This window comes from Brevibacterium sp. K11IcPPYGO002, assembly GCF_050920635.1.
Classification (GTDB): Bacteria; Actinomycetota; Actinomycetes; order Actinomycetales; family Brevibacteriaceae; genus Brevibacterium.
In genome coordinates this window covers 1,987,599-2,004,837 of record NZ_CP131929.1, presented here as the reverse complement: position 1 = coordinate 2,004,837, position 17,239 = coordinate 1,987,599, and the positions used below count along the sequence as shown (strand labels likewise).

Sequence of the window (17,239 nt, the reverse complement as noted above, 5' to 3'; positions counted from 1 at the left end):
AGGTCAGGCCGAGAGACGTGTACTTACTCTGTCAGTCATAAGACTACCGCTACACGCGGTAGAAATTCATCTGCAGATGTTCATTTGTTGAGAATATCCTGACAGAGACTGCCCGTGAGCGCGGATTCTAGGTGCGCGGAGTATTCGAGGCCGCTGATCTCCGACACGCCGAGGCTCGCGAGATGTGATGTCTGCCACTGGGTGTCGATGAGCCAGTCCCTCTGTCCCGCTTCCTCATCCGCCGAGGTGGATCGGCTTTCTCTGCTGTCGACGTCGGTTCCGTCGAAGAGTCCGACGAGGTGGGCCAACGCCGCCTTCGACGCATCCCGCTGAGTGTGGAACATCGATTCGCCGGCGAAGAACGAACCGATGGCGACTCCGTAGAGCCCTCCCACGAGCTCATCGTCGTTCCAGACCTCCACGGAATGGGCCCAGCCGTCCTCGTGGAGGCCCGTGTAGAGCTCGATCATCTCCTCGGTGATCCAGCTTCCCGTCCGTGCCGGGTCGGCACAGGAGCGCATGACGTGGATGAAGGCGCGGTCGGTTGTGAAGGTGAAGTGCTTCATCGACTTGCGCAGGCTCTTCGTCACGCGCAGGTCACCGGGAAACAGGACACCGCGGCGTCGTGGCGCCCACCATCCCATCCGACCGGCGCCGCCGTGGCCGACTCCCATCGGGAAGAGCCCGGCCCGATACGACAAAAGGACCTGGGACTGCGTGGCCGTGAATGACACGGCACGCAGATCTTCCAGGTCCATGAGAAGCGGTCCTCCTCAGCCGAGGCTGATCAGTGGAACGAATCTCCGCAGGCGCAGGATCCGCCCGCGTTGGGATTGTCGATGGTGAAGCCCTGCTTCTCGATGGTGTCGGAGAAGTCGATGGTCGACCCGCTCAGGTAGGGAACGCTCATCCGGTCGACGATGACCTCGACGCCGTCGAAGTCGCGGACGGCGTCCCCGTCGAGGAAGCGCTCATCGAAGTAGAGCTGGTAGATCAGTCCGGAGCATCCGCCGGGCTGGACAGCCACGCGCAGGCGCAGGTCGTCACGACCTTCCTGCTCCAGCAGGCTGCGGACCTTGTCGGCAGCGGTCGACGACAGCTCCACCTCGTGGGTGGCTTCGGCTTTTTCGGTCACAGTCATGGTTACTCCTTCTCGCGTTCCTGTCCCCAGGCTACACCGGTGACAACATCGGTGCCCGGCAAGCTATTCCCCGTTTCTGTCATGAACGGTCGCCGAGGCGCTGCAGCAGCAGTGCTTCGGCGACGATCGCGGCCTTGAAATCGGGCAGGTAGAGCGATTCGTTGGCGCTGTGAGCCCGGGCGTCCGGGTCCTCGACACCCGTGACGAGGATCGAGGCGCCGGGGAATACGTCGAGCAGATCTGCGATGAAGGGAATCGAACCGCCGATGCCCATCGTCACCGATTCGGTGCCCCAGGCATCTGTGAGAGCCTGACGGGCGGTTCGGACGATTGGGTCGTCCTCATCGGCCTGCCAGGGGCTGCCGCCTTCGGTCTCTCCGATGCGCAGCTGTGCGCCGAAGGGCAGATTCGCCCGCAGGTGCTCTTCGACGGCTCTGACCGCAGAGGCGGGGGTGTCCCCGGGCGCGAGTCGGATCGAGAGCTTGGCCTTGAGCGAGGACTGCAGCGTGTTCGACGAGACCGCGACATCGGGGATGTCGAGACCGATGACGGTGATCGACGGCTGGGTCCACAGACGGGAGGCCAGGGTGCCCGTACCGATGAGGTCGGTGTCCGGCAGCACTCCCGAGTCGGTGCGCAGAGTCGCCTCGTCGTAGTCGATGGCTGTCTCCGTGTCCGTGTGCAGACCGGCGACTGCGACGGAGCCCTTGTCGTCATGGAGTGTGGCCAGCAGCTTCGTCATCGCGAGCATCGCATCCGGTGCCACTCCCCCGTACATTCCCGAATGCACGGCGTGGTCGAGAGTGGAGACCTCGAATTCGACGGCGCACATTCCGCGCAGGCTCGTCGTCAGGGCCGGGGTTCCCGCAGCCCAGTTGCCGGAGTCGGCGACGACGATGACATCGGCGCGCAGCCGATCCCGGTAGGTCTCGAGGAAATTGCGGAAGCTCGGGCTGCCGGCCTCTTCCTCGCCTTCGAAGAAGAGGGTCACACCCACACCGAGGCGGTCGGCCAGCAGTCGCAGAGCCGTGAGATGGACCATGATCCCGGCTTTGTCATCGGCGGCTCCGCGTCCGAAGAGACGATCGCCCCTGCGGGTGGCGACGAACGGTTCGGTGTCCCAATCCTCGGCGCGTCCGGGCGGCTGCACGTCGTGGTGGGCATACAGAAGGACCGTCGGGGCGCCCTCGGGCGCCGGCACCGAGGCGACGACGGCCGGGTACCCGGAGGTTCCGTCGGGCTGGTCGGCGCTGAGGATGTCCACGTCGAGGCCGAGCTCGCGTGCCAAGCCGGCGACCGCCTCGGCGCTGGCGGTGACATTCGCGGCGTCGAAGCTCGGCCAGGCGACCGAGGGAATGGCGACGAGATCCGAGAGATTGCCGAGGACCTCCTCGAAAATGGTGTCCAATTCGGCATGCAGTTGTGCACTGTCAAGTGCTGAAGTCGATTCGCTCATTCTCCAAAGGTAGTATTCATCTCGTGTTCGGAAGCAAAAAATCTCGCGCGGACGACGAAACCGCCGCCTCTCAGCCAGTCCATGACGACCCCTCCGCAGAAGCCGACGCCCGTCGCGAAGCGGAGGCGAAGAAGGGACGGCCCACGCCCAAGCGCAGCCAACAGGAGTCTGCGCGCCGTCAGCCCTTGGTGAACAAGGATCGCAAGGTTGCGAACAGACGAGCCAAGGAGCAGCAGCGGCAGGAGCGTGATCGCGCGCGCATCGGAATGATGAACGGTGAGGAGAAGTATCTCACCCGCCGTGACAAAGGACCTCAGCGACGGTACATCCGCGACTACATCGATGCCCGCTTCTCGGTCGGGGAGATCTTCATCCCGGCCGCGATCCTCATCCTCGTCATCGCATTCACGCAGCCGGTCCAGATCCAGCAGTACTTCACCTACGCCGTCTGGGGGCTCATCGCACTGATCATCCTCGACGGGTTCGTGCTCAACTACATCCTCAAGAACCGGCTGCGCAACAAGTTCGGCGAAGTCGAACGGGGAATCACCTTCTATGCGGTCATGCGCAGCATCCAGCTGCGTCCTCTGCGCATGCCCAAACCGCAGGTCAAGCGCCGCCAGTACCCCGAGTGAGCAGCCCGCTCGGCTCAAGGCCGCGAACGATGCGGCCGGGGAAGAACGGACCGGAATAGATCATCTCCGAATAGACCTGAACCAGATCGGCGCCCGCGGCCACTCGAGCCCGGGCGTCTTTCGCATCCGCGACTCCCCCGACGGAGATGACGGTGAGCTCATCACCCACGTGACTCTTCACCAGACGCAGCACCTCGAGTGAGCGTGCGGCCACAGGACGTCCGGAGATGCCGCCGGCCTGACCTTCGGCGAATTCCGCCTCGTCCCCGGTCAGCACGGACCGGTCGATCGTCGTATTCGTCGTGATGAGCCCGTCGACGCCGGTGCGCAGTGCCAGGTCGCAGATCTCCGCGACATCCTCATCGGCGAGATCCGGGGCGATCTTGACCAGCAGGGGCACATGACCCAGCGACGACCGCGGGCGCTCGACCACCTCGGCGGCGGTGTCGCGGACGGCGGTGATGATCGGCTCGAGGCTGCCCACCGACTGCAGGTCCCGCAAACCCGGAGTGTTCGGCGAACTGACATTGATCACGAGGTAGTCGGCCAAGGGAGCCAGCGCCCGGGTCGACGCGGCGTAGTCATCCACCGCGTCGGCCGCCTCGACGACCTTCGTCTTGCCGATGTTGACGCCCACGATCGGACGCAGACGCGGCGGGAGGGATTCGATCTTCGCCCGTTCGGCGGCGATGTTGAACGATGCCTGCCGGGCTCCGTCGTTGTTGAACCCCATCCGATTGAGCAGGGCGAGGTTCTGCCGCAGACGGAACAGCCGCGGACGATCATTGCCCGGCTGAGCATGGGCGGTGATCGTTCCCACCTCGATATGGCCGAAGCCCAACGCCGACATCGCACGGACCCCCACGCCGTTCTTGTCGAATCCGGCGGCCAGGCCGACGCGGTTGGCGAAGGGCAGTCCCATCACCTCGACGGGCCGGACAGTGCCGCGGGCACAGACGAAGCGGAGCAGACGCCCGAGCAGAGGAACGGAATCCAATACCCGCAGAGCGGTGAACGAGAGGTGATGGGCCCGTTCGGCGTCCATCGGAACGAAGAGGAGTCTGAAGATCAATGAGTACACGCACTCAAGAATATGTCAGAGTCGCCCATCGCATCAGCCGGCGCGTGCCCGACCGCTTCAGCAAGTCGGCGTGTTAGGCATTAGGATCGAATCAACGTTCAACGACGACTGAAAGGGAACTCATGGCTGGTGCATCCACCCTCAGCAGCTACTCCACGACCTCACCGGCGAAGGCCACCGCCTCCGTACTGGTGCTGGCGGCTGCAGATTCGATAGTCCTCGGACTCGAAGGCGCGAAGGCGGCGAAGACCGCTCTCAACGACGCCGCGCAGGCCATCGGGTTCAGCGGAAAGGCCGGATCCACCGCTCGTGTTCCCGCTCCGAAGGGCATCGCCGCGAACTCCGTGCTGCTCGTGGGGCTCGGCGATGACGATGCCGACGACACCGATGTCGCCGCCACGGCCGAATCGCTGCGCCGAGGCGCAGGTGCCGCGCTGCGCGCGCTGGATGGAGTCGAGTCGGTCGCACTGGCTCTGCCCGCCGCCACTCCGGCCGAGGTCGAAGCGGTCACAGTAGGCGCCGGACTCGGTGCGTACCGCTTCCTCGACTACCGCAGCGAAGGCAGGACGCCGGGTGCCATCACCGTCATCGGCCCGAAGGGCAAGACCTTCACCGCGGCCCATGGCGCCGGCGACGTCATCGCCGCAGCGACGAACAGGGCGCGCGATCTCGTCAACACTCCCCCGCTGGATCTCTATCCCGAGTCCTACGCCGAGATCGTCAAGGGCCAGGCCAAGGACCGCAAGCTCAAGGTCACCGTCCTCGGCGAGAAGGAACTCAAGGCCGGAGGCTACGGCGGAATCATCGGCGTCGGCCAGGGTTCGACCCGCGGGCCCCGACTCGTCAAGGTCGAATACGCACCGCGCGGGGCGAAGCGCCATCTCAGCTTCGTCGGCAAGGGCATCACCTTCGACTCCGGCGGGATCTCGCTCAAGCCCGCGAAGAGCATGGAGGACATGAAGTCCGATATGGCCGGTTCCGCGGCCGTCGTGCAGGCGCTCTTCGGCATCGCCGACCTCAAACTGCCCGTGCGGGTCACCGCGTGGCTGCCGCTGGCCGAGAACATGCCCGGATCCTCGGCGCAGCGTCCCAGCGATGTGCTGAAGATGCGCAGCGGCAAGACCGTCGAGGTCACGAACACCGATGCCGAAGGCCGACTCGTCCTCGCCGATGCACTCACCGACGCCGGGGAGGAGAACCCGGACCTGCTCATCGACGTGGCCACCCTCACCGGTGCGCAGATCGTCGCACTGGGTGAACGCACCTCCGGCGTCATGGGCTCCGAAGCCGCACGGGCTGAGGTCATCGCCTCGGCATCCGTGGCCGGTGAGCAGATGTGGGCGATGCCGATCCCCGAGGAGATGCTCTCCGGGTTCGACTCCACCGCCGCCGATCTCACGAACTCCGGGCCGCGCCCCGGCGGCATGCTCGCCGCTGCGGCGTTCCTGCGGGAGTTCGTCGGTGAGGGTGCGAATTGGGCGCATATCGATATCGCCGGACCGAGCTTCAACGGGTCCGCACCCTTCGGCTACACACCGAAGGCCGCAACCGGAGCCGCGGTGCGCACCCTCATCGAAATCGCGAAGGCCCAGGCCTGAGCACAGTGGTTCTACACGCTGTCGAGGTGAACGTGATGATGCCCACCTGTGTCCAATCAGACAGCGTTTTTCTTCGCCCCGGCCGAGAAAAGTGGAAAGATAAGACTGAAAGCTGCGTACTGCAGCCTTATTCACAGCTACGAGGAGAAATCCGTGAGTGACGAATTGACCTACGACCTTGTCGTTCTGGGCGGCGGAACCGGTGGCTATGCCGCTGCTCTGCGAGCCGCAGAGCTCGACATGAAGGTCGCTTTGATCGAACGCGACAAGGTGGGAGGCACCTGCCTGCACCGCGGCTGCGTGCCGACGAAGGCTCTTCTGCACGCCGCAGAAGTCGCCGACACCGCCAAGAACTCCGAGACCTTCGGCATCGAAGCCGAGTTCAAGGGGATCGACATCGCCAAGGTGCTCGAGTACAAGGACGGCGTCATCACCCGCAACTACAAGGGTCTGCAGGGTCTGGTCAAGGCTCGCGGAATCGACACCTACTTCGGCACCGGCAAGCTCGTCGGCAAAGACACCGTCGACGTCACCGGCGAAGACGGCAGCCACACCGTCAAGGGAACGAATGTTCTGCTCTCGACCGGTTCGACGTCGAAGACCATCGGACTCGAGGTCACCGACCGGGTGATCACGAGCACCGAGGCACTCCAGCTCGACAAGGTCCCGAACTCCGCCATCGTGCTCGGCGGCGGCGTCATCGGCGTCGAGTTCGCCAGTGTCTGGAACTCCTTCGGAGCCGACGTCACGATCGTCGAAGGCCTCAAGCACCTCGTCGCCAACGAGGACGAGACCATCTCGAAGAACCTCGAACGCGCCTTCAAGAAGCGTAAGATCAAGTTCAAGCTCGGCGTCATGTTCAAAGGCGTCGAAGAGACCGCAGACGGCGTCAAGGTCACCCTCGAAGACGGTTCGACGCTCGAAGCCGAGTACCTTCTCGTGGCCGTCGGCCGCGGCCCGGTCACCGACGGCTTCGGCTTCGAAGAGCAGGGCATCCCGATGGATCGCGGATTCGTCCTGGCCAACGAACGTCTCCACACCGGCGTCGGCAACATCTACGCCTGCGGCGATATCGTCCCCGGACTCCAGCTGGCCCACCGTGCCTTCGGCCAGGGCATCTTCGTCGCCGAAGAGATCGCCGGACTCAACCCGGCACCGGTCGTCGAATCCGGCATTCCCCGCGTGACCTACTGCGAACCGGAGATCTTCTCCGTCGGGCTCTCGTCGGCTCAGGCCGAAGAGAAGTACGGCAAGGATCAGGTCGAGGCCCTCGAGTACAACCTCGGCGGCAACGGCAAGTCCGTGATCCTGAACACGACAGGTCTGATCAAGGTCGTCCGGGAAAAGGACGGTCCGGTCGTGGGCGTGCACGGCATCGGCGCGCGTCTGTCCGAGCAGGCCGGTGAAGCTCAGCTCATCGTCAATTGGGAAGCATTCCCCGAGGAAGTCGCGCAGCTCATCCACGCGCACCCCACGCAGAACGAAGCACTCGGCGAAGCCCACCTGGCTCTGGCCGGCAAACCCCTGCACTTCCACTCATAAGATCCGAGGAGACGAATACTCATGTCGAATTCCGTTCAGATGCCGGCTCTCGGAGAGTCGGTCACCGAGGGCACTGTCACTCGCTGGCTCAAGGAAGTGGGCGAAGAGGTCGAGGTAGACGAGCCGTTGCTCGAGGTGTCGACCGACAAGGTCGACACGGAGATCCCCAGCCCGTATGCCGGCACCCTCGAGAAGATCCTGGCCGAAGAAGATGACGTGGTCGAGGTCGGCGGCGACCTCGCCTATATCGGCGACGGCAGCGGCGCGTCCTCCGACGAGGAAGCACCGGCCGAGGCACCTGCCGAGGCACCTGCCGAAGAAGCCCCTGCTGAAGAGGCTCCCGCTGACGAAGCACCGGCAGCCGATGAGGCACCGACGGAGGAATCCGCTCCGGCCGCTTCTGATTCCGATTCGTCCGAAGGCACCGAGATCACGATGCCCGCGCTCGGCGAGTCCGTCACCGAAGGCACCGTCACCCGTTGGCTCAAGGACGTCGGCGAAGAGGTCGAGGTCGACGAACCTCTGCTCGAGGTCTCCACCGACAAGGTCGACACCGAGGTCCCCTCCCCCGTCGCTGGAGTCGTTCAGGCTCACCTCGCAGACGAGGACGACACCGTCGAGGTCGGAGCGCCTCTGGCTCGCATCGGTTCCGGTGCCCCGTCCGAATCCGCACCGGCCGAGGAAGCCCCCAAGGAAGAAGCTCCCAAGGAGGACGCTCCTGCCGAGGAGGCACCGAAGCAGGAGGCTCCCAAGGAGGAGGCTCCCAAGGAGGAGGCGCCGAAGCAGGAGTCGGCTCCCAAGCCGGCCGCAGCCGCATCGGCGCAGTCGGCCTCTGCCGCTCAGGCCGAAGAGCCTGTGGACGCCGCTGCCCAGGCCCCTGCCGCCGCCGACACCGTGGGCGAGAACGCCGCCTACGTCACTCCACTCGTGCGCCGCCTGGCCCGCGAGAAGGGTGTCGACCTCTCGCAGGTCACCGGCACAGGAGTGGGCGGACGCATCCGCAAGCAGGATGTCGAGGCGGCGGCGAAGAGCGCTCCGGCCACAACCCCCGCGGCACAGTCCGCCGCACCGGCCGCAGCTTCCAAGGCTCCGTTCAAGGTCGAGATCCCCGAGGAGGTCGCGAAGCTGCGCGGCACCACGGAGAAGGCTTCGCGCATCCGCCAGACCATCGCCAAGCGCATGAGCGAATCCCTCGATGTCTCTGCACAGCTCACGCAGGTCATCGAAGTGGATATGTCTCGCGTCGTGAAGCTGCGCAAGGCCAACAAGGAGGCATTCCAGGCCAAGCACGGTTCGAAGCTGACCTATCTGCCGTTCTTCGCGAAGGCCATCGTCGAGGCGCTTCAGGTGCACCCGAAGGTCAACGCCCAGTATGATCTCGAGTCGCAGCAGATCACCTACTTCGATCACGAGCACCTGGCCGTCGCGGTCGACACTCCGCGCGGACTGCTCGTTCCCGTGATCAAGGATGCCGGTGACCTCAGCGTCGCGGGTCTGTCCAAGGCCATCGACGACGTCGCTGATCGGACCCGCAACAACAAGATCATGCCCGATGAGCTCTCGGGCGGAACCTTCACGGTGACCAACATCGGTTCCGTCGGCGCGCTGTTCGACACGCCGATCATCAACCAGCCGCAGATGGGCATCATCGGCACGGGTGCGATCGTGCGTCGTCCCATCGCTGTGAAGACGGCCGACGGCGACGAGGCGATCGCCATTCGTGACATGGTGTACCTGCCGTTGACCTACAACCACCAGCTGGTCGACGGTGCGGATGCGGGACGATTCCTGCAGACGATCAAGGCACGTCTGGAAGAAGGCAACTTCGAGGCCGACCTCGACCTCTGAACCTGACTCTTCCGCACACCTTCCGAGGGGCCGACCATGCGTGGTCGGCCCCTCGGGGCATTCACGGCTCGGCGATCTCGCGGACCTCTGCAACGAGCCATCTTCCCTCGACCTTCTTCAGCTCGAATTCGACCGACTGGGCGGCGAACTCCTGCAGATCATCACCGCTTACCGCGCTCGAACGCATGAGTGCCGAGGCGACCACTCGGTCATCGTCGGTGGCAACGATCTTCACGTCCTCGACATCGATCGAATAGTCCGAGTCGACGTATGCCGATGGATCGATGAGCTCATCCGCTGCGGCGGCAGCGGACTCGGGGACCGTCAGTGCCTGCAGAGCCTCGCTGTCTCCGTCGCTGAGCGCCGTTGCTCGGGACTCACACAGATCTTTGAGAACACCGGTGACGTCGTCGACGCCGAGTGCGGGCGTCCGTGCATCCGATGAGGCGGACCCCTGGCCGGAAGAAATATCTTCCCTGTTCGAGGACTCGGGGGACGACCATGATGACCAGACGACGATTCCGCCGAGAAGCGTCAGGCACACGGCGACGCCGATGAGCAGCGTGCTGCGTCCCAGCACGTGCGGCAGTGCCATGGTTCTCAGGCGTGACCGGAGAGAATCCACGGCACTCAGCATCGGCGCCAGCAGTCTTCTCCGTGCCTCCGGTCGCTTCCGCCTCAAACGCCGCGAACTCTTCGCCCCAGCACGCAGCGGTGAGACTTCTCCGCCGCGCAGAGGCGGAGCCGGAGTCCCGAGGTTCGACTCGATGTCCCCCGTCGTTCCTCGATTCGGCCGGAGTCCGGATGCCACCCGCAGGCGTGCCGTGAGCGCCGCTTCGGGTGCCGTTGCACTCTCGGCGGGAACCAGCGGCAGCGCAGCGGGACGGTCGAGGGTACGCAGCGAATCGGCTGCCTCGGCGAGGGCGGTTTCCAACCTGACATCGGTCGCTCCGTCGTCGAGGAGACCGGCGACGAGCGATCGCAGGGCCGACGATGATTCGGCCAGTGCCAGATCCACCGGCAGCAGAGCCTCGGCCCATGGACGCCCGAAGACAGCATGGTAGATCATCTCCCCCACGGCCCGCCGCGGCGTCGTCGATCTCGGCGCGGAGACGCCGGGAATGATCACTGGTCGGCCTTGGGCGTCGAGGGCGAAGGCCGACAGAGCGAGCCGATCCTCCGGGCGTGTGCAGTTCCGCAGTTCGTCGACGATGCCGAGGAACAGTGTGCACAGCTCGGGCTCGGTCAGTCCCTGATAGGCACGGACGACGTCGAGGACGAGCCCACCGGGCGAAACGGGGACGATGAGCAGGGAACGGGCACCGCTCGGAAGGGCCACCTCGGTGAGGGTGAGAACACGGGGATGATCGGAATCGAAATCATTGTGCACGACGCCCCACGCACTGCGACCGTCGGAATCGACGACGCGATGGATATCGTCCGCGATCGTTGCTTGGAACTCCCATGTCATCGTCGGTCATCTCCATTGATGATCTTGTATGCTGTTTGGTGTCGTTTAATAATGAGTGGTGCAGTCGTTCTGTGTCAAGGGCCACAGACTCGGTGACGGGCGACAGATGTGATTGGGAACAAATTGAACACCGGCGACAAGAGTCATAGTGTGGAGCCATGCCCCTGGCCACAGAAACGCTCGGGTTCGCCCCTGTCCTCTCGGACTATCGGCAGACTTGGGAATTGCAGAAGAGATACCACGACGACGTGCTCGCAGGTGATCGTCCTTCGACGATCCTGCTCCTCGAGCATTCACCGGTCTATACGGCCGGCAAGCGCACCGAGGACTTTGAGCGGCCCACCGACGGCACCGATGTCATCGACGTCGACCGCGGTGGGAAGATCACCTGGCACGGACCGGGACAGCTGGTCGCCTACTGCATCTACAAGCTCAACGATCCCAAAGATGTCCGACTCTTCGTGTCCCAGCTCGAGGACGCGATGATCCGACTGCTCTCCGAATACGGAATCGGAGCGACCACGATCGAGGGCCGTGCCGGAGTCTGGCTGCCAGACGACGGTCTCCGTCGCGACCGCAAGATCGGCGCCATCGGAATCCGCATCCACGAAGGCGTGACGATGCACGGTCTGGCGCTCAACTGCAGCAATGACCTCGGCGCCTACGAATCCATCATCCCCTGTGGGATCACCGACGCCGACACCACGACCATCAGTGCCGAGCTCGGCCGCACTGTCACTCCGGAGGATGTGGCACAGCGACTCGACGAGATCCTGCACGAGACCATCACCGCATAGGAGAACTCAGATGACGATCGCACCAGAGGGCCGCCGCATGCTCCGCGTCGAGGCCCGCAACTCCGAGACTCCCATCGAGGACAAGCCGGCCTGGATCAAGGCGAAGGCCCATATCGGCCCCGAGTACACGGCACTGAAGTCGCTCGTGCGCAAGCAGGAGCTGCACACGGTCTGCGAAGAGGCCGGATGCCCGAACATCTTCGAATGCTGGGAAGATCGCGAAGCGACCTTCCTCATCGGCGGCGAACAGTGCACCCGACGCTGTGACTTCTGCCAGATCGACACCGGCCGACCGGCCGAATTCGACGCCGACGAGCCGCGCCGCGTGGCCGCCTCGGTGGCGGAGATGGGACTGCGCTACTCGACGATCACCGGTGTGGCCCGTGACGACCTCGACGACGGCGGTGCCTGGCTCTACGCAGAGACCGTGCGCCAGATCCACGGCCTCTCCTACGTCGACGGTCGCGGCACCGGCGTCGAACTGCTCATCCCCGATTTCAATGCCAAACCGGATCAGCTCGCCGAGGTGTTCTCCTCCCGACCCGAGGTGCTCGCGCACAACGTCGAAACGGTGCCGCGCATCTTCAAGCGGATCCGCCCCGCGTTCCGCTACGAGCGTTCCCTGTCCGTGATCACCCAGGCCCGCGAAGCCGGTCTGGTGACGAAGTCGAACCTCATCCTCGGGATGGGTGAGACGAACGACGAGATCATCTCCGCGCTTAAGGACCTGCACGATGCCGGATGCGACCTCATCACGATCACGCAGTACCTGCGCCCCTCCCCGCGCCACCACCCCGTCACCCGGTGGGTGAAGCCCGCCGACTTCGTGATGCTGCGCGATGCGGCCGAGGAGATCGGCTTCCTCGGTGTGATGTCGGGTCCGCTCGTGCGTTCGTCCTACCGAGCCGGTCGGCTGTGGGCCACCGCCATGCGTCGCCGCGGCGAGGAGATCCCTTCGCATCTGGCGCACCTGGACAAGCACACGCCCGCCAAACAGGAGGCTCAGGCGGTTGTGGATACCTTCGGCCCCGGCGAAGAGGTAGACTTGACTGCTGAGCAATGAGCGTCGGCCTCCCCCTGATCTCCGGAGGCGACGCCGCAACGCCCCTCAAGAGCAAGTGAGAGAATGAGCGAAGAACCGCGTAAGGGACTCTTCCGGCGCAAGCCCAAAGATCCGAACAAGAAGCCCGGCCGTCTGGCGCAGATGCGTCAGGTCTATGAGCTGTCCGCCAAACACAACAAAGCGACCCCGTGGCTGTTGGCTGCGGCGATCCTCGGGTGCACGCTCATCGGTCTCATGATCGGTCTGCTCATCGGCGGCACCACCGCGATCTTCACGACGATCCTCGGCTTCATGGTCGGTCTGCTGTTGGGCATGTTCATGCTCGGGCGCTTCGCCGAGACCGCCGCATTCGCTCAGATGGACGGACAGCCGGGAGCCTTCGGGGCCGTCCTCAACACCGCTCGCCGCGGCTACCTCATGGACGAGAAGCCCATCGCCGTCGACCCGAAGAGCCGCGATCTCGTGTTCCGATCGACCGGTCGCTCAGGTGTCGTGCTGCTGAGCGAAGGGCCGAAGGGTCGCAGTGCGAAGCTGCTGGCCAAGGAGAAGAAGCGTCACGAGCGCATCCTCCCCAACGTCCCGATCCACACCTTCCAGGGTGGAAAGGAAGACGGCCAGCTGACGATGAAGCAGGTCGTTCCGGCCGTGCAGAAGCTGCCGCGCAAACTCAACCGCGCCGAGGTCCTGGCCGTGCGCAACCGTCTTGCCGCTCTCGGCACTCAGGGTTCGCGTCCGCCGATCCCGAAGGGAATCGACCCGAACAAGGCCCGCCCGAACCACAAGGCCATGCGCGGACGCTGATCCGCAGACACTCAGCGAAGACGAAGAAGCGGCGCCGACTCGATCCGAGTCGGCGCCGCTCTCATCCCCACCACCCCCTATTGCTACCTGACGGCGGCCCAGCAACCCCGCGCGGGGTTGCTGGGCCGCCGTCAGGTAGCAATAAGGAGGTCAGCGGCGGAGGATGACGGTTCCGGCGGCGAGGTCGTGGACCCCGCGGTTGTCGCGGTTGAAGATGAGGGCGGGGATGACGAGCACGACGAGGAGCGCGCGGATGAGCGACTTGAGCAGTCCCGGCACATGGCCGTCGAGGCGGCGGACCTCGACGCCGAAGAGGCGATGCCCCACCGAATAGCCGAGAGTGCCCACGAGCACGAAATTCTCGAGTGCGAAGAAGGCGGGAGCGAGGACCGGATTCGTCGGATCGATGAGATTGGCGATCGCCAGACACATCAGCCAGTCGACGAGCAGGGCGAGGATGCGCTTCCATGCCGGGGCCAGAGAATGCGAGCCGTTGACAGGCAGACCGAGCCGCTTTCCGGGCCAGTCGTCTTCTTCCCTGTCGAACCGGGGTCCTTCGAGCCAGGAACCAAGGTCGTCACGATTGATCACTCCCCCAGCCTACGGAATCCGGCCTGAATGGATCCTCAGGAAACATGCCCGAAACATGGGCGACATCACCACTTCATTCTTCGGCGACTAGGATTGACCGTGGTCAGGACAAACGGCCACCGTACACGAACTAGGAGACCTAAGTGTTCTCGTCTGCTGAAGAACTCGTCAACTTTATCTCGGACAACGACGTCAAATTCGTCGATGTCCGGTTCTGCGACCTGCCCGGTGTGGTCCAGCACTTCAACCTCCCCGCCGCCTCATACGGCACGGAGGAGATCACCGAAGGTCTGCTCTTCGACGGGTCCTCCATCACAGGCTTCCAGGGCATCCACGAGTCCGACATGAAGCTGCTGGCCGATGTCACCTCCGCGTACATCGACCCCTTCCGTGAGGCCAAGACGCTGGTCGTCACCCATTCGATCGTCGATCCGTTCACCGATGAACCCTACTCGCGCGATCCTCGGCAGGTTGCGGCCAAGGCCGAGGCCTACCTGGAGTCCACCGGAATCGCCGACACCGTCTTCTTCGGCGCCGAGGCGGAGTTCTACCTCTTCGACTCCATCCGCTACGAGAACACTCCCGGCAGCAGCTTCTACAAGATCGGATCGCAGGAGGCGGCATGGAACACGGGCACCGATGAGCCCGGCGGAAACCAGGGCTACAAGACTCCGTTCAAGGGCGGCTATTTCCCCGTGTCTCCGCAGGATCACTACGCCGACATCCGCGACCAGATGTCCCTGACTCTCGAGCAGATCGGCTTCGAGATGGAGCGGGCGCACCATGAGGTCGGCACCGCCGGCCAGCAGGAGATCAACTACAAGTTCAAGACTCTCCAGCACGCCGGTGACCAGCTGCTCGACTTCAAATACGTCATCAAGAACACCGCCTTCGAGCTCGGCAAGTCCGCGACCTTCATGCCCAAGCCGCTCTTCGACGACAACGGCTCGGGAATGCACTGCCACCAGTCGCTGTGGAAGAACGGCGAGCCCCTGTTCTACGACGAGAACGGCTACGGGGGGCTCTCCGACCTGGCCCGCTGGTACATCGGCGGCCTCATCGAGCACGCCGGTGCGGTGCTGGCGTTCACGAACCCGACGATCAACTCCTACCGTCGACTCGTGCCCGGCTATGAGGCACCGGTCAACCTCGTCTACTCCGCCCGCAACCGTTCGGCCGCGATCCGCATTCCTGTGACCGGATCCTCGCCGAAGGCCAAGCGCCTCGAGTTCCGCGTGCCCGACCCGTCGTCGAACCCCTACCTCGCGTTCTCGGCGCAGCTCATGGCCGGACTCGACGGCATCCGCAACCGCATCGAACCGCCGGAGCCCATCGACAAGGACCTCTACGAGCTCCCGCCCGAGGAGGCCAAGGACATCAAGCTCGTTCCCGGCACCCTCGACGAGGCGCTCATCGAGCTGGAGAAGGATCACGACTTCCTCACCGCCGGCGACGTGTTCACTCCCGATCTCATCGAGACATGGATCCGCATCAAGCGTGAGAACGAGCTCGATGTCGCTCGCCTGCGTCCGACACCGACGGAGTTCGAGCTCTACTACGGACTCTGATCTCGGCCGGCAGCCGATCTCAGCACAACTGAGATCACGCAGCCGAGTGGAATAGAGTGAGGGCGTCACGGGTTTTCACCCGTGGCGCCCTTTCGGCTCTGCGGCCGCCCACGCGGCCGGTCGGATCACGCACCATCGGAGGGATGGACTTTGACGCATTATGACCTGCTGCTCATCGGCACCGGTTCGGGAAATATGTTCCTCGATAAGCGATTCGCGGGGCTGAAGACCGCCATCGCCGAGGAATGGCACTTCGGCGGCACCTGCCTCAACGTCGGGTGCATCCCGACGAAGATGTTCGTCTACCCCGCCACCCTGGCCGAGCAGGCCGCCCAAGCCGACCGCTACAACCTGACCTCGACCCACCCCGAAGTCGATTGGGCAGGACTCCAGGAACGCATCTTCTCCCGCATCGACGCTATCGAGTCCGGAGGACGCGAATACCGCAGCAGCGACCGCCAACCCAACGTCACGGTCGTGCCCGAACACGTTCATTTCACCGCAGAGAAGACCGTGGCCACCGCCTCCGGCGTGGAGATCACCGCCGATCGCATCGTCATCGCCGCCGGCGCCCACCCGTTCATCCCCGACATCGCCGGGATCGACACCGCCCGTATCGACACCGACGACTACCCGGTGTTCACCTCGAACTCGGTGATGCGCCGCGCCGAACAGCCGCGGCGCCTGGTCATCATCGGCTCCGGGATCGTGGCCATGGAGTTCGCCCACGTCTTCGCAGCTCTCGGCACCGAGGTGACCGTCCTGGCCCGCGGCCCCCGCCTCCTGGGCAATATCGACGAGGAGGCCGCCGACGAGTTCACCCGGGTCTTCGACTCCTCCCACACCGTCCTCCACGGGGCCCAGGCGAGGCAGATCGACATCGCCGACGGAGAGGTCACCTTGACCCTCGCACCCAGCGGGCGCCTCGCCGAGGCGGACCTGCCCGAGACGATCACCGCCGACGGGGTGCTCGTGGCCACGGGACGGGTCCCCAACACCGCCGAGCTCGACGTCGAGGCCGCCGGCTTCGACCTCACCGACGGCAAGCGCCTATCCGTCGATGAGTTCCAGCGAGTCCTCTCCTCAGGTCGGCCCGTACCAGGAGTGTTCGCGCTCGGCGACGTCTCCTCACCTCACCAGCTCAAACACGTCGCCAACCACGAGGCGAAGATCGTCGGACGCAACCTGGATGCAGACGTCGCGGCAGGAGAGCCGGGCAGTGCTCGGACCGTTGACCTCACTGCCGTCAACCATCATGCCGTACCCGGCGCCGTCTTCTCCTCCCCGCAGGTCGCCTATGTGGGCATGACCGAGCACCAGGCGACGGAGGCCGGACACGAGGTCACGATCAAGGTGCAGAAGTTCTCCGATGTCGCCTACGGCTGGGCGATGGCCGATGACCCGGGAATCGTGAAGATCATCGCCGATCGCCGAACCCGGCACATCCTCGGCGCGCATATCGTCGGGCATGAAGCCTCGATTCTCATCCAACCGCTCATCCAGGCGATGGCCTTCGGTCAGAAAGCCGACGAGGTGGCCACCGGGCAGTACTGGATCCATCCGGCCCTGCCCGAGGTGGTCGAGAACGCCCTGCTCGGGCTCGAATTCGCCGACTGACCCGTCGGCCGTCGTCTGATTCGGCGGTCT

15 protein-coding genes are annotated in these 17,239 nt (G+C 64.6%); 9 read left to right on the top strand and 6 right to left on the bottom strand.

What is annotated here, in order from left to right; genetic code table 11:
• Positions 1-80: 80 nt before the first annotated feature.
• The 3 genes from aat to QYM46_RS09130 form a co-directional block, all read right to left on the bottom strand.
• Entirely contained in the window at positions 81-758 is a 678-nt protein-coding gene (gene aat, locus QYM46_RS09140) for a leucyl/phenylalanyl-tRNA--protein transferase (RefSeq protein WP_432791655.1), read from the bottom strand.
• A gap of 29 nt (positions 759-787) precedes the next feature.
• Positions 788-1,141, bottom strand: a complete 354-nt coding sequence (locus tag QYM46_RS09135; protein WP_025778316.1) for a HesB/IscA family protein — start codon at positions 1,139-1,141, stop codon at positions 788-790.
• A 79-nt stretch (positions 1,142-1,220) separates the two neighbouring features.
• Positions 1,221-2,597 (bottom strand): dipeptidase, encoded by a 1,377-nt coding sequence (locus QYM46_RS09130; protein ID WP_432791654.1) that lies wholly within the window; start codon positions 2,595-2,597, stop codon positions 1,221-1,223.
• A gap of 23 nt (positions 2,598-2,620) precedes the next feature.
• Here QYM46_RS09130 and QYM46_RS09125 point away from each other — a divergent pair, with 23 nt between their 5' ends.
• Positions 2,621-3,232 carry a DUF3043 domain-containing protein gene (locus QYM46_RS09125; protein WP_432791653.1) on the top strand — a complete coding sequence of 204 codons (612 nt, stop codon included), beginning with the start codon at positions 2,621-2,623 and terminating at the stop codon, positions 3,230-3,232.
• Here the strand turns inward: QYM46_RS09125 and QYM46_RS09120 are convergent.
• The gene (locus tag QYM46_RS09120) at positions 3,207-4,313 is read right to left on the bottom strand and encodes a quinone-dependent dihydroorotate dehydrogenase (RefSeq protein WP_432791652.1); all 1,107 of its coding nucleotides are present in this window, start codon (positions 4,311-4,313) and stop codon (positions 3,207-3,209) included. The genes QYM46_RS09125 and QYM46_RS09120 overlap by 26 nt on opposite strands.
• 122 nt (positions 4,314-4,435) lie before the next feature.
• On the opposite strand from QYM46_RS09120, the gene QYM46_RS09115 reads away from it, so the two are divergent.
• The 3 genes from QYM46_RS09115 to sucB all read left to right on the top strand — a co-directional run bounded on the left by QYM46_RS09115 (position 4,436) and on the right by sucB (position 9,301).
• Complete coding sequence (locus QYM46_RS09115) at positions 4,436-5,911, top strand: leucyl aminopeptidase (RefSeq protein ID WP_432791651.1); 1,476 nt, start codon at positions 4,436-4,438, stop codon at positions 5,909-5,911.
• 153 nt (positions 5,912-6,064) lie between these two features.
• A complete protein-coding gene (gene lpdA, locus QYM46_RS09110) occupies positions 6,065-7,453 on the top strand; it encodes a dihydrolipoyl dehydrogenase (RefSeq protein WP_432791650.1) in 1,389 nt (462 codons plus the stop codon).
• A gap of 21 nt (positions 7,454-7,474) precedes the next feature.
• The gene (gene sucB, locus QYM46_RS09105; protein WP_432791649.1) at positions 7,475-9,301 is read left to right on the top strand and encodes a 2-oxoglutarate dehydrogenase, E2 component, dihydrolipoamide succinyltransferase; all 1,827 of its coding nucleotides are present in this window, start codon (positions 7,475-7,477) and stop codon (positions 9,299-9,301) included.
• A gap of 61 nt (positions 9,302-9,362) precedes the next feature.
• Here sucB and QYM46_RS09100 read toward each other — a convergent pair whose 3' ends face one another.
• A complete protein-coding gene (locus QYM46_RS09100) occupies positions 9,363-10,772 on the bottom strand; it encodes a hypothetical protein (protein ID WP_432791648.1) in 1,410 nt (469 codons plus the stop codon).
• Between the two features lie 158 nt (positions 10,773-10,930).
• Here QYM46_RS09100 and lipB point away from each other — a divergent pair, with 158 nt between their 5' ends.
• From lipB to QYM46_RS09085, 3 genes are all read left to right on the top strand, one after another.
• Positions 10,931-11,569, top strand: a complete 639-nt coding sequence (gene lipB, locus QYM46_RS09095) for a lipoyl(octanoyl) transferase LipB (protein WP_432791647.1) — start codon at positions 10,931-10,933, stop codon at positions 11,567-11,569.
• Positions 11,570-11,579: 10 nt separating this feature from the next.
• A complete protein-coding gene (lipA, locus tag QYM46_RS09090) occupies positions 11,580-12,632 on the top strand; it encodes a lipoyl synthase (RefSeq protein WP_432791646.1) in 1,053 nt (350 codons plus the stop codon).
• A 63-nt stretch (positions 12,633-12,695) separates the two neighbouring features.
• Positions 12,696-13,433 carry a DUF4191 domain-containing protein gene (locus tag QYM46_RS09085; protein ID WP_432791645.1) on the top strand — a complete coding sequence of 246 codons (738 nt, stop codon included), beginning with the start codon at positions 12,696-12,698 and terminating at the stop codon, positions 13,431-13,433.
• Positions 13,434-13,583: 150 nt separating this feature from the next.
• Here QYM46_RS09085 and QYM46_RS09080 read toward each other — a convergent pair whose 3' ends face one another.
• A complete protein-coding gene (locus tag QYM46_RS09080) occupies positions 13,584-14,024 on the bottom strand; it encodes an RDD family protein (protein WP_432791644.1) in 441 nt (146 codons plus the stop codon).
• 143 nt (positions 14,025-14,167) lie between these two features.
• On the opposite strand from QYM46_RS09080, the gene glnA reads away from it, so the two are divergent.
• Both glnA and QYM46_RS09070 read left to right on the top strand, forming a co-directional pair.
• Positions 14,168-15,592: a type I glutamate--ammonia ligase gene (gene glnA / locus QYM46_RS09075; RefSeq protein WP_432791643.1), complete on the top strand. Its 1,425-nt coding sequence runs from the start codon at positions 14,168-14,170 to the stop codon at positions 15,590-15,592.
• 150 nt (positions 15,593-15,742) lie between these two features.
• Positions 15,743-17,209 carry a mycothione reductase gene (locus QYM46_RS09070; protein WP_432791642.1) on the top strand — a complete coding sequence of 489 codons (1,467 nt, stop codon included), beginning with the start codon at positions 15,743-15,745 and terminating at the stop codon, positions 17,207-17,209.
• Positions 17,210-17,239 lie beyond the last annotated feature (30 nt).

What these genes read in the sequence shown, in the direction of transcription:
- aat (WP_432791655.1), bottom strand. Translation starts at nt 758, where the DNA reads ATGGACCTGGAAGATCTGCGTGCCGTGTCATTCACGGCCACGCAGTCC.
- QYM46_RS09135 (WP_025778316.1), bottom strand. Translation starts at nt 1,141, where the DNA reads ATGACTGTGACCGAAAAAGCCGAAGCCACCCACGAGGTGGAGCTGTCG.
- QYM46_RS09130 (WP_432791654.1), bottom strand. Translation starts at nt 2,597, where the DNA reads ATGAGCGAATCGACTTCAGCACTTGACAGTGCACAACTGCATGCCGAA.
- QYM46_RS09115 (WP_432791651.1), top strand. Translation starts at nt 4,436, where the DNA reads ATGGCTGGTGCATCCACCCTCAGCAGCTACTCCACGACCTCACCGGCG.
- sucB (WP_432791649.1), top strand. Translation starts at nt 7,475, where the DNA reads ATGTCGAATTCCGTTCAGATGCCGGCTCTCGGAGAGTCGGTCACCGAG.
- QYM46_RS09100 (WP_432791648.1), bottom strand. Translation starts at nt 10,772, where the DNA reads ATGACATGGGAGTTCCAAGCAACGATCGCGGACGATATCCATCGCGTC.
- lipB (WP_432791647.1), top strand. Translation starts at nt 10,931, where the DNA reads ATGCCCCTGGCCACAGAAACGCTCGGGTTCGCCCCTGTCCTCTCGGAC.
- lipA (WP_432791646.1), top strand. Translation starts at nt 11,580, where the DNA reads ATGACGATCGCACCAGAGGGCCGCCGCATGCTCCGCGTCGAGGCCCGC.
- QYM46_RS09085 (WP_432791645.1), top strand. Translation starts at nt 12,696, where the DNA reads ATGAGCGAAGAACCGCGTAAGGGACTCTTCCGGCGCAAGCCCAAAGAT.